This is a genomic window from Streptococcus gwangjuensis (genome assembly GCF_028156745.1).
GTDB lineage: Bacteria > Bacillota > Bacilli > Lactobacillales > Streptococcaceae > Streptococcus > Streptococcus gwangjuense_A.
In genome coordinates this window covers 86,589-100,052 of sequence record NZ_JAODJG010000039.1, presented here as the reverse complement: position 1 = coordinate 100,052, position 13,464 = coordinate 86,589, and the positions used below count along the sequence as shown (strand labels likewise).

The following is a 13,464-nucleotide window of genomic DNA, read 5'->3' as shown; positions in this document are numbered from 1 at the left end:
GAATGAATCCAAATTATACATTTTTAATCATGCTAGCCCTTATGGTGGGTTTGATGTTCTTTACGCAACGCTCTCAAAAGAAACAAGCACAAAAGCGTATGGAAAGCTTGAATAAACTACAAAAAGGCTATGAAGTGATTACAATCGGTGGGCTTTACGGAACAGTCGATGAAGTAGATACGGAGAAGGGAACAATTGTTCTTGACGTAGATGGAGTTTACTTGACTTTTGAACTAGCTGCTATCAAGACCGTATTACCACTTAAAGAAACAGCTTCACTAGAAGGCGCAATTGAAAAATAAGACGGGATTACGAACTCCCGTTTTTCTATAAAAGAAAGGAAATGGGATGAAAAAACTAGTCTTTGTCTGTCTAGGAAATATTTGCCGTAGTCCTATGGCCGAGTTTGTTATGAAATCAATGACAGATAACTACGAAATCCAAAGTCGAGCAACTTCCTCTTGGGAACATGGCAATCCGATTCATAAGGGGACTCAGGGAGTTTTTCAAGAGTATGATATTCCTTATGACAAAGCCAAAACATCGCTTCAGATTAGTAAGGAAGATTTTGAAGCCTTTGATTATATTATCGGCATGGATGCTTCAAATGTTTCTGACTTACGTCAGATGTGTCCAGCAGACTGTCAAGATAAGATTTACTCATTCGCATCTGAAAGTGTCCCAGATCCTTGGTATACAGGTGATTTTGAGGAAACTTATCAGCGTGTTCAAGAGGGATGTCAAACTTGGCTAGAACGTTTAGAAAAGGAGAGTGAAGGTGGAAAATCTTAAGAATTTTTACGAGAAGTATCGTGTCTATCTGACTCGTCAACGTTTAGAGCTTTTGGCAGTAGTTGCCATTGTTTTCTGTGCTGTACTCGTCTTTTTTCTAAATATTCCTGGAAAAGGTGTTCTAAAACTGGATAATGGAACGATTATTTACGACGGCAGTCTTGTCCGTGGTAAAATGAATGGGCAAGGTACCATTACCTTCCAAAATGGGGACCAATATACAGGTGGTTTCAGCAATGGAGCCTTCAATGGAAAAGGTACCTTTCAATCTAAAGAAGGCTGGACCTACGAAGGTGATTTTGTAAATGGTCAGGCTGAAGGAAAAGGAAAACTAACAACAGAACAAGAAGTTGTTTATGAAGGGACTTTTAAACAAGGCGTTTTTCAACAAAAATAAAGCCTCCTTATCAAAGGAGGTATTGTTAGCATCTAAAAGTAAGCGCTTACTAGAAAATCTATCTCTTTCCAAGCCCCTCTTCCAAGTAAGTTTGTGAAATAAAAAATATTTGAAATTAATTTCACAAACTCTAAAGAAAAAGCTTGTGGAGAAAAGATAATGAGAAAAACTTCACAATAAACCAAAAATTCTTTGTGAAATGTTTATGAAACTGTTTACAAAGTTGAAATAATGCGTTATAATAAACTTGTGAAAAAATTAACAAGGATATCGATCCTTGAAAGCTATGGAGGAAAATATGGCTGATAAAAAAACTGTGACACCAGAAGAAAAGAAACTCGCTGCTGAAAAGCATGTCGATGGCTTGGTGCAAAAAGCTTTAGTTGCTCTTGAGGAAATGCGTAAACTCGACCAAGAACAGGTCGACTACATCGTAGCTAAAGCGTCAGTGGCAGCTTTGGATGCCCACGGAGAATTGGCTCTACATGCCTATGAAGAAACAGGACGTGGTGTATTTGAAGACAAAGCAACTAAGAACTTGTTTGCTTGTGAACACGTAGTAAACAACATGCGTCACACTAAAACAGTTGGCGTTATCGAAGAAGACGATGTAACAGGATTGACTCTTATCGCTGAACCAGTTGGCGTTGTTTGTGGTATCACTCCAACAACAAACCCAACATCAACAGCAATCTTTAAGGCATTGATTTCATTGAAGACACGTAATCCAATTGTCTTTGCCTTCCACCCATCAGCTCAAGAATCATCAGCTCACGCAGCTCAAATTGTTCGTGATGCTGCGATTAAAGCAGGTGCTCCTGAAAACTGTGTACAGTGGATTACTGAACCATCTATGGAAGCAACTAGTGCGCTTATGAACCACGAAGGTGTTGCAACAATCCTTGCAACAGGTGGTAATGCCATGGTTAAAGCTGCATACTCATGTGGTAAACCAGCTCTTGGGGTAGGTGCCGGAAACGTTCCAGCTTATGTTGAAAAATCAGCAAACATCCGTCAAGCTGCACACGATATTGTCATGTCTAAATCATTTGACAACGGTATGGTCTGTGCATCTGAACAAGCAGTTATCATTGATAAAGAAATTTACGATGAATTTGTAGCAGAGTTCAAATCTTATCACACTTACTTTGTAAACAAAAAAGAAAAAGCACTTCTCGAAGAATTCTGCTTCGGCGTCAAAGCAAACAGTAAAAACTGTGCTGGTGCAAAATTGAACGCTGACATCGTTGGTAAACCAGCAACTTGGATTGCAGAGCAAGCAGGATTTACAGTTCCAGAAGGAACAAACATTCTTGCTGCAGAATGTAAAGAAGTTGGTGAAAATGAGCCATTGACTCGTGAAAAATTATCACCAGTTATTGCAGTTTTGAAATCTGAAAGCCGTGAAGATGGTATTACTAAGGCTCGTCAAATGGTTGAATTTAACGGTCTTGGACACTCAGCAGCTATCCACACAGCTGACGAAGAATTGACTAAAGAATTTGGTAAAGCTGTTAAAGCTATTCGTGTTATCTGTAACTCACCTTCTACTTTCGGTGGTATCGGGGACGTTTACAATGCCTTCTTGCCATCATTGACACTCGGATGTGGTTCTTACGGACGCAACTCAGTTGGGGATAACGTTAGTGCCATTAACCTCTTGAATATCAAAAAAGTCGGAAGACGGAGAAATAACATGCAATGGATGAAACTTCCTTCAAAAACATACTTTGAACGTGATTCAATTCAATACCTTCAAAAATGTCGTGACGTTGAACGTGTCATGATCGTTACTGACCACGCCATGGTAGAGCTTGGTTTCCTTGATCGTATCATCGAACAACTTGATCTTCGTCGCAATAAGGTTGTTTACCAAATCTTTGCTGATGTAGAACCAGATCCAGATATTACAACTGTAAACCGTGGTACTGAGATTATGCGTGCCTTCAAACCAGATACAATCATTGCTCTCGGTGGTGGATCTCCAATGGATGCTGCTAAAGTAATGTGGCTCTTCTACGAACAACCAGAAGTGGACTTCCGTGACCTTGTTCAAAAATTCATGGATATCCGTAAACGTGCCTTCAAATTCCCATTGCTTGGTAAGAAGACTAAATTCATCGCTATCCCAACTACATCTGGTACAGGATCTGAAGTAACTCCATTTGCCGTTATCTCTGATAAAGCAAACAACCGTAAATACCCAATCGCTGACTACTCATTGACACCAACTGTGGCAATCGTAGATCCTGCTTTGGTATTGACAGTTCCTGGATTTGTTGCTGCGGACACTGGTATGGACGTATTGACCCACGCGACTGAAGCTTACGTATCACAAATGGCTAGCGACTACACTGATGGTCTTGCACTTCAAGCGATCAAACTTGTATTCGAAAACCTTGAAAGCTCAGTTAAGAACGCAGACTTCCATTCACGCGAGAAAATGCATAACGCTTCAACAATCGCTGGTATGGCCTTTGCCAATGCCTTCCTAGGTATTTCTCACTCAATGGCTCATAAGATTGGTGCGCAATTCCACACAATCCACGGTCGTACAAATGCTATCTTGCTTCCATACGTCATCCGCTACAACGGTACACGTCCAGCTAAGACAGCAACATGGCCTAAGTACAACTACTACCGTGCAGATGAAAAATACCAAGATATCGCACGTATGCTTGGCCTTCCAGCTTCTACTCCAGAAGAAGGTGTGGAATCTTACGCAAAAGCTGTCTACGAACTTGGTGAGCGCGTAGGTATCCAAATGAACTTCAAAGCACAAGGAATTGATGAAAAAGAATGGAAAGAACATTCTCGTGAATTGGCCTTCCTTGCTTACGAAGACCAATGTTCACCAGCTAACCCACGCCTTCCAATGGTTGATCATATGCAAGAAATCATCGAAGATTCTTACTATGGTTACAAAGAAAGACCAGGACGCCGCAAATAATTAATTATCAGCCAGAGGCAGGAGGAATCCTGTCTCTTTTTTGTAATTCTTTTTGGAAAATGGTATAATAATCGCATATATTTATTTGAAAATCAAAGCTTTGATAATCGTGCGAGGGAGAAATCTAAGAGATGAATGATCTAGGGGAAAAGGTAAGACTTCTTAGAGAAGAGAAAGGACTTAGTCGCCCAGTATTTTGTGGGGATGAATCCGAATTATCAGTGCGTCAGTTGGTGAGAATCGAAAAAGGAGAATTTCGTCCTACGATAAAAACACTAGAATATATAGCGAATAGGCTAGGCATTCCATCTTATGTCTTGATGCCAGACTATAAGGAATTACCGAAACGTTACCAAGAATTAAAATACTTTCTTCTTCATCATCCTGACTATGGAGACAAGGAGTTGCAGGAGCAGAAGGAAGAATATTTTGATGAGATTTTTGAATGTTTTTATGATGATTTGCCACGTGATGAGAAAGTGCTAGTGGATTGTCTTCAAGCTATAGATGCAGTGAGAATGTCTAGTAATTCCTTATATGGAAGCAGTGTGATTGAGGACAGTCTTCAAGACTTACTATCCAGAGATGTATATAGGGCTGAGGAATTGTTGAAATTGAGACTGTATTTTCTTTGTCAGTTAATGGATGGTTTAAACGAGGGTGAGATAAAAAAGTCTGAGCATGAAACCATTCTTTATTTTCATGACAAATTAAGTTCTCAGGTTGATAAGATAGAGTTCGATTGTTTGGACTTACTTAGAGACTCCTTGTTAGCCTCTTTAACTTGTATAGAGATTATGGGGTTGATTCATTATTTTAAGAGGGCAGTCGAGACCTTAAATAAAATAGGGCAAAAAACACGAGATTTTCAAAAACAACCGATTGTCTTGATGGTGGAGTGGAAATATTATATTCAGACGGATTATGATACAGCCAAACAAAAGTATGAAGAAGCAAAAATGATGGCGAGGATGTTTGGCAATGAGAAGTTAATCGTTAGTTTAGATAATGAATGGGCCGAGGATATAGAAAGATATCGTTAAAGAGTTTATAGGAGTGACATTTCTGTCATTGGAGAAATGTCGCTTTTTTGTTAAAATGAATTTTACTTGATATACATCCAGAAGCAAACTAGGGAATAGAGAGGAAGTTCTAAGTAGTAGGCTTAAAGGGTAAATCAGCGCTGATGTAGCTTGAAGGATTTTCTATAATTATGATGTATGACGATAACAGTTTTAAATAAGGGGGAAAGAATGTTCATTTTATCCATTAAAAATATTTCAAAGTTTTACACTTTGGACGGTAAACATCAAGAGCAGGCTTTAAAGAATATAAATCTGCAAATCGCAAAAGGTAAAATTACAGCGATTTACGGGCCGTCAGGCTGTGGCAAAACCAGTCTACTAAACATCATCAGCGGTTTAGACAGACAATATGAAGGAGTTTTAGAATTTAAAGGGGAATCCCTCCGTGACTTATCAGAGATTGAACTAACTCAATTTCGTAAAGATAAGATTGGATTTGTGTTTCAAAACTTTAACCTCATTCCTCATCAATCTGTCTTGGACAATGTCAAGCTACCTCTCTATGTCAAAGATTTATCTGATAGGGAGATGACAATGATTGCAAAGGAGCAATTAAGTAACTTGGGCATGGAGCCTTTTATTGCTAAAAATGTTAAACAGCTTTCTGGTGGGCAAAAGCAACGCGTAGCAATCGCGCGTGCACTGGTAAATCAGCCAGATATGATTGTAGCAGATGAGCCAACGGGTTCGCTGGATTCTCAATCCCAAGAAATGGTATTGGAAGTATTTAAAAATTTAGCCCAAACAGGGAAAACAGTACTGATTGTAACCCATAATCCAGAGGTTGCCGAATATGCAGATGTGATTATCAAAATGAAGGATGGTGAAGTCGTTGAAGAAGTCACAAAATAAAGGATTATCATTGAAAAATAAATTCAAACTTTCTTTAAATAACTTTATGGAAAGAAAGTGGCGTAACCTATTGATTGCGCTAGCAACCTCAATCGGTTTTGTAGGAGTCTTAATTTCTTTCGGCTTGGGAAATGCATTGATTTCGATGATTGATGAAAATACGAATGGAGGTCAAATCCCTTCTCAAGTTCAGATTGCTTTAAACACAAAAAATGTTGGACGAGGCTTTTTGAACCAAGATGATAAGAACTATATCACGGATACAGTTGGGAAAGAAGCTATTAAATATTTGGAGAGTCCTTTTGGGATGACCATGTCAAATATTACTATAGATGGGCAAGAAATGGATCTGAGTCAAACGATGCCTTCTTATGCTCAAGTAGTGAGTCTCTATGAGGATACAAGTATCTCTGTTAGTAGTAATGAGACGGACAAAGTGTTGGCTGGATCCCTCTATACTGATACAAATGAACAGGGATTAACGATTCCAAACAGCTTACTAAAAAATTGGAATGAACAGACAGGAAACAATCTGACAGCTACTGATCTTATTGGCAAACCAGTCTCAGCCAGCATTGTTGAAAATGCTGCCGAAGCTAGCAAAACTGCTCAATTTCAAACGAAGATTGTACGTGTAATCAATGATGAAGATGACATGGAGGACAGCAACAGTTTCATGCCGTCTAATCAAATGGAAACGATTTTGAAAGAAGCTGGATTTACAAAAGCTGTATCTTATTTTATCTTGGAACTAAAAGATCCGTCACAGACAAAAGTGGTAACAGAAGAATTACAGAAAAATAAGAAGTATACTGTTCTTTCTCAACAGAAGGTTCTTGATATTGTGATTACCTTTATTCGTGTCATTCAGGGATTGTTGATTGTGCTTTCATCACAAGCTATTGTGGTAGCAGCGGTCATGATTGGTATCATTATTTACATCAATATCATGCAACGTTCTAAGGAAATAGGTGTCATGAAGGCAGTTGGTTATCAAAATCGTGATGTCAAAGGAATTTTTATTTACGAGGCTATCTGGATTGTAGGAATCGCCTTGCTGCTGGCCTTTTTGGTCGCACAAGGGGTGGGAAGTTTGGCGAATGCGGTTGTAAATCACTTTTACCCATCCATCACTAAGGTTTTTGAATTAAACCTTCTCTCTATATTTGGAACTTTAATTTTTGCTTTATTACTTGGGTATATTTCAGCCTACTTCCCTGCTCGTAAAATTAGTAAAATGGACCCTGTAGAGTCGCTACGATATGAATAGTAAGGGAGTTCTTGATTTACAGACTTAAAAAGAAACTAACAGAGAAAAACAATGCCCGTACTTGCAATTCAACTCAAATAGTTATATAATAGGTTTGTTGAAAGGTGATTTGTAGTGATTCAAGTTACTCTTTTCACAATAAAAATTTCATGATTTTCATAAGGAGGAAATCACTAATGGTAGTTAAAGTTGGTATTAACGGTTTCGGACGTATCGGTCGTCTTGCTTTCCGTCGTATCCAAAACGTAGAAGGTGTTGAAGTTACACGCATCAACGACCTTACAGATCCAGTTATGCTTGCACACTTGTTGAAATACGACACAACTCAAGGTCGTTTCGACGGTACTGTTGAAGTTAAAGAAGGTGGATTCGAAGTTAACGGTAAATTCGTTAAAGTTTCTGCTGAACGTGATCCAGAGCAAATCGACTGGGCTACTGACGGTGTAGAAATCGTTCTTGAAGCTACTGGTTTCTTTGCTAAGAAAGAAGCAGCTGAAAAACACCTTAAAGGTGGAGCTAAAAAAGTTGTTATCACTGCTCCTGGTGGAAATGACGTTAAAACAGTTGTATTCAACACTAACCACGATGTTCTTGACGGTACTGAAACAGTTATCTCAGGTGCTTCATGTACTACAAACTGCTTGGCTCCTATGGCTAAAGCTCTTCAAGACAACTTTGGTGTTGTTGAAGGATTGATGACTACTATCCACGCTTACACAGGTGACCAAATGATCCTTGACGGACCACACCGTGGTGGTGACCTTCGCCGTGCTCGCGCTGGTGCTGCAAACATCGTTCCTAACTCAACTGGTGCTGCTAAAGCTATCGGTCTTGTAATCCCAGAATTGAACGGTAAACTTGACGGATCTGCACAACGCGTTCCAACTCCAACTGGATCAGTTACTGAATTGGTAGCAGTTCTTGAAAAGAACGTTACTGTTGATGAAGTGAACGCAGCTATGAAAGCAGCTTCAAACGAATCATACGGTTACACAGAAGATCCAATCGTATCTTCAGATATCGTAGGTATGTCTTACGGTTCATTGTTTGACGCAACTCAAACTAAAGTTCTTGACGTTGACGGTAAACAATTGGTTAAAGTTGTATCATGGTACGACAACGAAATGTCATACACTGCACAACTTGTTCGTACTCTTGAATACTTCGCAAAAATCGCTAAATAATTCATGAGTCGATAAAAAGCAAGGCCTCTTGGTCTTGCTTTTCTTATATGGAAAAATGGATGACACAACAATCATCCATTCTTTTTTAATTCTTTTTCAAAAGTATCTGAAAGGGCAGTGAAGCTTAAATTCTCTAAAGTAAGTGGATGGGTAAAGGACAGACGAAAGGCGTGGAGCATAAGGCGACTTGTCTTTGATTTGCTATTATAGAGAGGGTCGCCCAAAATAGGGAAGTTATGATGCGAAAGGTGCACACGAATCTGATGAGTTCGGCCTGTCTTTAGTTTGCAACGAACCAAGGAAGTCTTGTTTGGGAATCGCTTTAATCTGCTGACATGTGTTTCAGCAGATTGCCCATTTTTTGTATCAACCACTCTTTTTCTGCGGTCATGACGGTCACGTCCGATTTTTTCTTTGAAGATAAGCTCTTTGTCGTTGATATTTCCATCAACTAGTGCCCAATATTCCCTAGAAATCTCTTTTCTTTCTAGTAAGCGATTGAGAATGGGCAGGATAAAAGGATTTTTGGCAAAGAGAACTAAACCACTGGTTTCCATGTCTAGACGATGAACGACATAGCAGGTTTGGCCAACGTAGGAACTGACATGGTTAAGAAGAGCAATTTCGTTTGGTTGATTACCGTGGGTTTTCATCTCTTCGGATTTGTTTACAATAATCAAGTGTTGGTCTTGATAAACTTCCTGAACTAAGTCTGGGTTGCCCCAAGGGATTTCTTTTTCGGGATAATCTTCCTTGTCAAAAGTTAACTGGCAAATATCTCCAGGATTCACCATCTCGTTCCAGCGAACTTCTCGCTGATTAATTAAAATATGTTTCTTGATTCTCAAAAAATGCCGGATTTTTCTAGGGATGAGGAGTTGTTCCTCTAGTAATTGCTTTACCGTCATTTGAGGTAGAGAGTCTGGTAATGTAAATGTGAATTTCATACAGATATTGTAACAAAAAAAGCCCTATTTGGATAGGAAATAGCTAAATTCTTGTCTTCCTATGATGAAGATGATAAAATAAACGCATGAAATTAGATAAATTGTTTGAGAAATTTCTTTCTCTTTTTAAAAAAGAAACAAGTGAATCGGAGGAATCTGGTTCTACGAGCTTACGTCGCTCTCGTAGTGATAGAAAAAAATTGGCCCAAGTAGGTCCGATTCGAAAATTCTGGCGTCGCTATCATCTAACAAAGATTGTCCTTATACTAGGTTTGAGTGCAGGCTTGCTAGTTGGAACCTATTTGTTTGCTGTAGCCAAGTCAACCAATGTCAATGATTTGCAAAACGCCTTGAAAACTCGAACTCTCATTTTTGACCGTGAAGAAAAAGAGGCTGGTGCCTTATCTGGTCAAAAGGGAACCTATGTTGAACTGACTGATATCAGTAAAAATTTGCAGAATGCCGTTATTGCGACAGAAGACCGTTCTTTCTATAAAAATGACGGGATTAACTATGGTCGTTTCTTCTTGGCTATTGTAACTGCTGGCCGTTCAGGTGGTGGTTCTACTATTACCCAACAGCTGGCTAAAAATGCCTATCTGTCGCAGGATCAAACTGTTGAGAGAAAAGCGAAAGAATTTTTCCTTGCCTTAGAATTAACAAAAAAATATAGTAAGGATCAAATTCTAACCATGTACCTTAACAACGCTTATTTTGGAAATGGTGTGTGGGGTGTAGAAGATGCGAGTAAAAAATACTTTGGAGTTTCTGCATCAGAAGTGAGCCTGGATCAAGCTGCGACTCTGGCAGGAATGCTAAAGGGGCCGGAACTGTATAATCCTTTGAATTCTGTAGAAGATTCTACTAATCGTCGCGATACTGTTTTGCAGAATATGGTTGCAGCAGGATATATTGATAAAAATCAAGAAACCGAAGCTATGGGAATTGATATGACTTCGCAATTACAAGATAAGTATGAAGGAAAAATCTCAGATTACCGCTATCCTTCTTATTTTGATGCGGTGGTTAATGAGGCTGTTTCCAAGTATAATCTAACAGAGGAAGAGATTGTCAACAATGGCTACCGCATTTACACAGAGCTGGACCAAAACTATCAAGCAAATATGCAGGTTGTCTATGAAAATACAGCTCTATTTCCGAGGGCAGAGGATGGAACATTTGCTCAATCAGGAAGTGTGGCTCTCGAACCGAAAACAGGTGGAGTTCGTGGAGTTGTCGGTCAGGTTGCTGGCAATGATAAAACTGGATTCCGGAATTTTAACTATGCAACTCAATCAAAACGTAGCCCGGGTTCTACAATTAAGCCTTTAGTTGTTTATACGCCTGCAGTTGAAGCGGGCTGGGCTTTGAATAAGCAGTTGGATAACCATACCATGCAGTACAACAGCTATAAGGTTGATAACTATGCAGGAATCAAAACGAGTCGAGAAGTTCCTATGTATCAAGCCTTGGCAGAATCGCTTAATCTACCTGCTGTTGCCACTGTTAATGATTTGGGTGTCGACAAAGCTTTTGAGGCGGGCGAAAAATTCGGACTCAACATGGAAAAGGTCGATCGTGTTCTTGGCGTCGCCTTGGGAAGCGGTGTCGAAACCAATCCTCTTCAAATGGCTCAAGCATATGCTGCCTTTGCAAATGAAGGTTTAATGCCGGAAGCTCATTTTATTAGTAGAATTGAAAATGCTAGTGGTCAGGTCATTGCGAGCCATAAAAATTCACAAAAACGGGTGATTGATAAGTCTGTAGCTGATAAGATGACCAGTATGATGTTGGGGACATTCACAAACGGAACCGGTATTAGTTCATCTCCTGCAGATTATGTAATGGCAGGAAAAACTGGAACAACTGAAGCAGTTTTCAATCCTGAATACACAAGCGACCAGTGGGTAATTGGTTATACTCCGGATGTAGTGATTAGTCACTGGCTTGGTTTCCCTACCACTGATGAAAGCCACTATCTAGCAGGATCTACTTCAAACGGTGCAGCCCATGTCTTTAGAAGCATTGCCAATACCATTTTACCTTATACGCCAGGAAGTACCTTTACAGTTGAAAATGCTTATAAGCAAAATGGAATTGCACCAGCCAATACAAGAAATCAAGTACAAAGTAATGAAGAAAATCAGGCGGATAATAGCCTTTCTGATATTAGAAGTCGTGCACAAAATCTGGTAGATGAGGCTAGCCGTGCTATCTCGGATGCTAAAATTAAGGAAAAGGCCCAAACGATATGGGATTCGGTAGTCAATCTATTTCGTTAAGATGCTTGTCAAAGCCTAGCTTTCTTGTTATAATAGATAAGATGGAGGCGTTATGGCACTAAAAAAAGCAAGCCTAGCTTGTGCGGTTTGTGGTTCGAGAAACTATTCAATCAAGATCAGCGGAAACCCTAAGCCGACACGACTAGAAGTAAATAAATTTTGTAAACATTGTGGTAAGTATACTACACACAGAGAAACGAGATAGGAGAGAGCGATGCGTTTTATTGGAGATATTTTTCGACTTCTTAAAGACACAACATGGCCAACTCGCAAGGAAAGCTGGAGAGATTTTCGTTCTATCATGGAATACACTGCTTTCTTTGTTGTGATTATTTATATTTTTGACAAGTTGATTGTTTCAGGTTTGATTCGATTTATTAACATTTTTTAGAAGAACTGTGGAGTTATTCCCGCTAAAAGTCTTCTATTATGAAAGGAAGTATCATGGATAGTTTTGATAAAGGATGGTTTGTCTTACAAACTTATTCTGGTTATGAAAATAAGGTAAAAGAAAATCTATTACAACGTGCACAAACCTACAATATGTTGGATAATATATTACGTGTTGAAATTCCAACACAAACAGTGCAAGTTGAAAAAAATGGAAAGAGAAAAGAAGTAGAAGAAAATCGTTTTCCAGGTTATGTTCTTGTGGAAATGGTGATGACAGATGAAGCTTGGTTTGTTGTTCGAAACACACCAAACGTTACAGGATTCGTCGGATCTCACGGAAATAGATCAAAACCAACTCCATTATTGGAACAAGAAATCCGTGATATCTTGGTTTCTATGGGACAAACTGTACAAGAGTTTGATATCGATGTTGAAGTTGGTCAAACTGTACGTATCATTGATGGTGCTTTTGCAGACTATACTGGTAAGATTACAGAGATTGATAACAATAAAGTGAAGATGATTATCTCTATGTTTGGTAATGACACAGTCGCAGAAGTAAACTTAAATCAAATTGCAGAATTATAACCCTGAGAGAGGCATGTCCTCTCTTTTTTTGTACAGTTGAGGTAGTGTAGAGAACAGAATGGATGAAATGAATCAAATTAGCTTCATTATTTGTTAGACTGTATCTAGAAAGGGGAACGTTATGTTTAAAGAATTGTATAAAGAAGTCCAGGGAATTGTATATAAGTGTAGAAATGAATACCATCTCCATTTATGGGAGTTATCGGATTGGGATCAAGAGGGAATGATTTGCTTGCATGAATTGCTTAGTAAAGAAGAAGGAATAGTAGAAGATATTCCTCGTTTACGTAAATACTTCAAAACCAAGTTTCGGAATCGAATTCTAGATTATATCCGTAAACAAGAAAGTCAAAAACGAAGATATGATAAAGAACCGTATGAAGAAGTAGGTGAGCTAAGTCATCGTATCAGTGAGGGAGGTCTGTGGCTAGATGATTATTATCTCTTTCATGAAACACTAAGAGATTATAGAAACAAACAAAGTAAAGAGCAACAAGAGGAGTTGGATCGTGTCTTAAGAAATGAACGATTCCGAGGTCGTCAAAGAGTATTAAGAGACTTACGTATTGTGCTTAAAGAGTTTGACATCCGTACACATTAGGAAGTCATACAAAAAAATAGAAAAAAGATAAAAAAGTAGTTGACAAAGTTTAAAAAGTGGGTATAATAGTAAGAGTTGAAAACAACTCTGGTCCGTTGGTCAAGGGGTTAAGACACCGCCTTT

14 protein-coding genes are annotated in these 13,464 nt (G+C 38.9%); 13 read left to right on the top strand and 1 reads right to left on the bottom strand.

The window, feature by feature from the left end; genetic code table 11:
- The first annotated feature begins 2 nt into the window (after positions 1 to 2).
- The 8 genes from yajC (at position 3) to gap (ending at position 8,530) form a co-directional block, all read left to right on the top strand.
- Positions 3 to 302: a preprotein translocase subunit YajC gene (gene yajC / locus N5909_RS08640; RefSeq protein WP_001069287.1), complete on the top strand. Its 300-nt coding sequence runs from the start codon at positions 3 to 5 to the stop codon at positions 300 to 302.
- A gap of 46 nt (positions 303 to 348) precedes the next feature.
- Positions 349 to 792 (top strand): low molecular weight protein-tyrosine-phosphatase, encoded by a 444-nt coding sequence (locus tag N5909_RS08635; protein ID WP_033681104.1) that lies wholly within the window; start codon positions 349 to 351, stop codon positions 790 to 792.
- Positions 779 to 1,189 (top strand): MORN repeat-containing protein, encoded by a 411-nt coding sequence (locus N5909_RS08630; RefSeq protein WP_033681105.1) that lies wholly within the window; start codon positions 779 to 781, stop codon positions 1,187 to 1,189. Before N5909_RS08635 ends, N5909_RS08630 begins: the two co-directional genes overlap by 14 nt.
- Positions 1,190 to 1,487: 298 nt before the next feature.
- Entirely contained in the window at positions 1,488 to 4,139 is a 2,652-nt protein-coding gene (gene adhE / locus N5909_RS08625; RefSeq protein ID WP_012972432.1) for a bifunctional acetaldehyde-CoA/alcohol dehydrogenase, read from the top strand.
- A gap of 131 nt (positions 4,140 to 4,270) precedes the next feature.
- Complete coding sequence (locus N5909_RS08620) at positions 4,271 to 5,182, top strand: helix-turn-helix domain-containing protein (RefSeq protein WP_033681108.1); 912 nt, start codon at positions 4,271 to 4,273, stop codon at positions 5,180 to 5,182.
- A 210-nt stretch (positions 5,183 to 5,392) separates the two neighbouring features.
- The gene (locus N5909_RS08615) at positions 5,393 to 6,076 is read left to right on the top strand and encodes an ABC transporter ATP-binding protein (protein ID WP_033681110.1); all 684 of its coding nucleotides are present in this window, start codon (positions 5,393 to 5,395) and stop codon (positions 6,074 to 6,076) included.
- On the top strand, positions 6,045 to 7,346 hold the full coding sequence (locus N5909_RS08610) for an ABC transporter permease (protein WP_200872481.1): 1,302 nt from the start codon (positions 6,045 to 6,047) through the stop codon (positions 7,344 to 7,346). Before N5909_RS08615 ends, N5909_RS08610 begins: the two co-directional genes overlap by 32 nt.
- A gap of 176 nt (positions 7,347 to 7,522) precedes the next feature.
- On the top strand, positions 7,523 to 8,530 hold the full coding sequence (gap, locus tag N5909_RS08605; RefSeq protein ID WP_000260685.1) for a type I glyceraldehyde-3-phosphate dehydrogenase: 1,008 nt from the start codon (positions 7,523 to 7,525) through the stop codon (positions 8,528 to 8,530).
- A gap of 71 nt (positions 8,531 to 8,601) precedes the next feature.
- On the opposite strand, the gene N5909_RS08600 is transcribed toward gap, so the two are convergent.
- Positions 8,602 to 9,477: an RluA family pseudouridine synthase gene (locus tag N5909_RS08600; protein ID WP_080709465.1), complete on the bottom strand. Its 876-nt coding sequence runs from the start codon at positions 9,475 to 9,477 to the stop codon at positions 8,602 to 8,604.
- An 86-nt stretch (positions 9,478 to 9,563) separates the two neighbouring features.
- Here N5909_RS08600 and pbp2a point away from each other — a divergent pair, with 86 nt between their 5' ends.
- The 5 genes from pbp2a to N5909_RS08575 all read left to right on the top strand — a co-directional run bounded on the left by pbp2a (position 9,564) and on the right by N5909_RS08575 (position 13,341).
- The gene (gene pbp2a, locus N5909_RS08595; RefSeq protein WP_033681113.1) at positions 9,564 to 11,759 is read left to right on the top strand and encodes a penicillin-binding protein PBP2A; all 2,196 of its coding nucleotides are present in this window, start codon (positions 9,564 to 9,566) and stop codon (positions 11,757 to 11,759) included.
- Positions 11,760 to 11,811: 52 nt separating this feature from the next.
- The gene (rpmG, locus tag N5909_RS08590; protein ID WP_001809375.1) at positions 11,812 to 11,964 is read left to right on the top strand and encodes a 50S ribosomal protein L33; all 153 of its coding nucleotides are present in this window, start codon (positions 11,812 to 11,814) and stop codon (positions 11,962 to 11,964) included.
- Positions 11,965 to 11,973: 9 nt separating this feature from the next.
- Positions 11,974 to 12,150: a preprotein translocase subunit SecE gene (gene secE, locus N5909_RS08585; RefSeq protein WP_001210990.1), complete on the top strand. Its 177-nt coding sequence runs from the start codon at positions 11,974 to 11,976 to the stop codon at positions 12,148 to 12,150.
- 53 nt (positions 12,151 to 12,203) lie between these two features.
- Positions 12,204 to 12,740, top strand: coding sequence for a transcription termination/antitermination protein NusG (nusG, locus tag N5909_RS08580; RefSeq protein WP_000376740.1), 537 nt, complete (start codon positions 12,204 to 12,206; stop codon positions 12,738 to 12,740).
- Positions 12,741 to 12,861: 121 nt separating this feature from the next.
- On the top strand, positions 12,862 to 13,341 hold the full coding sequence (locus tag N5909_RS08575) for a transcriptional regulator (RefSeq protein ID WP_033681115.1): 480 nt from the start codon (positions 12,862 to 12,864) through the stop codon (positions 13,339 to 13,341).
- Positions 13,342 to 13,464: the final 123 nt, after the last annotated feature.

What these genes read in the sequence shown, in the direction of transcription:
- adhE (WP_012972432.1), top strand. Translation starts at nt 1,488, where the DNA reads ATGGCTGATAAAAAAACTGTGACACCAGAAGAAAAGAAACTCGCTGCT.
- N5909_RS08635 (WP_033681104.1), top strand. Translation starts at nt 349, where the DNA reads ATGAAAAAACTAGTCTTTGTCTGTCTAGGAAATATTTGCCGTAGTCCT.
- yajC (WP_001069287.1), top strand. Translation starts at nt 3, where the DNA reads ATGAATCCAAATTATACATTTTTAATCATGCTAGCCCTTATGGTGGGT.
- secE (WP_001210990.1), top strand. Translation starts at nt 11,974, where the DNA reads ATGCGTTTTATTGGAGATATTTTTCGACTTCTTAAAGACACAACATGG.
- N5909_RS08575 (WP_033681115.1), top strand. Translation starts at nt 12,862, where the DNA reads ATGTTTAAAGAATTGTATAAAGAAGTCCAGGGAATTGTATATAAGTGT.
- rpmG (WP_001809375.1), top strand. Translation starts at nt 11,812, where the DNA reads ATGGCACTAAAAAAAGCAAGCCTAGCTTGTGCGGTTTGTGGTTCGAGA.
- N5909_RS08615 (WP_033681110.1), top strand. Translation starts at nt 5,393, where the DNA reads ATGTTCATTTTATCCATTAAAAATATTTCAAAGTTTTACACTTTGGAC.
- N5909_RS08620 (WP_033681108.1), top strand. Translation starts at nt 4,271, where the DNA reads ATGAATGATCTAGGGGAAAAGGTAAGACTTCTTAGAGAAGAGAAAGGA.
- gap (WP_000260685.1), top strand. Translation starts at nt 7,523, where the DNA reads ATGGTAGTTAAAGTTGGTATTAACGGTTTCGGACGTATCGGTCGTCTT.
- N5909_RS08600 (WP_080709465.1), bottom strand. Translation starts at nt 9,477, where the DNA reads ATGAAATTCACATTTACATTACCAGACTCTCTACCTCAAATGACGGTA.
- N5909_RS08610 (WP_200872481.1), top strand. Translation starts at nt 6,045, where the DNA reads ATGGTGAAGTCGTTGAAGAAGTCACAAAATAAAGGATTATCATTGAAA.
- pbp2a (WP_033681113.1), top strand. Translation starts at nt 9,564, where the DNA reads ATGAAATTAGATAAATTGTTTGAGAAATTTCTTTCTCTTTTTAAAAAA.
- nusG (WP_000376740.1), top strand. Translation starts at nt 12,204, where the DNA reads ATGGATAGTTTTGATAAAGGATGGTTTGTCTTACAAACTTATTCTGGT.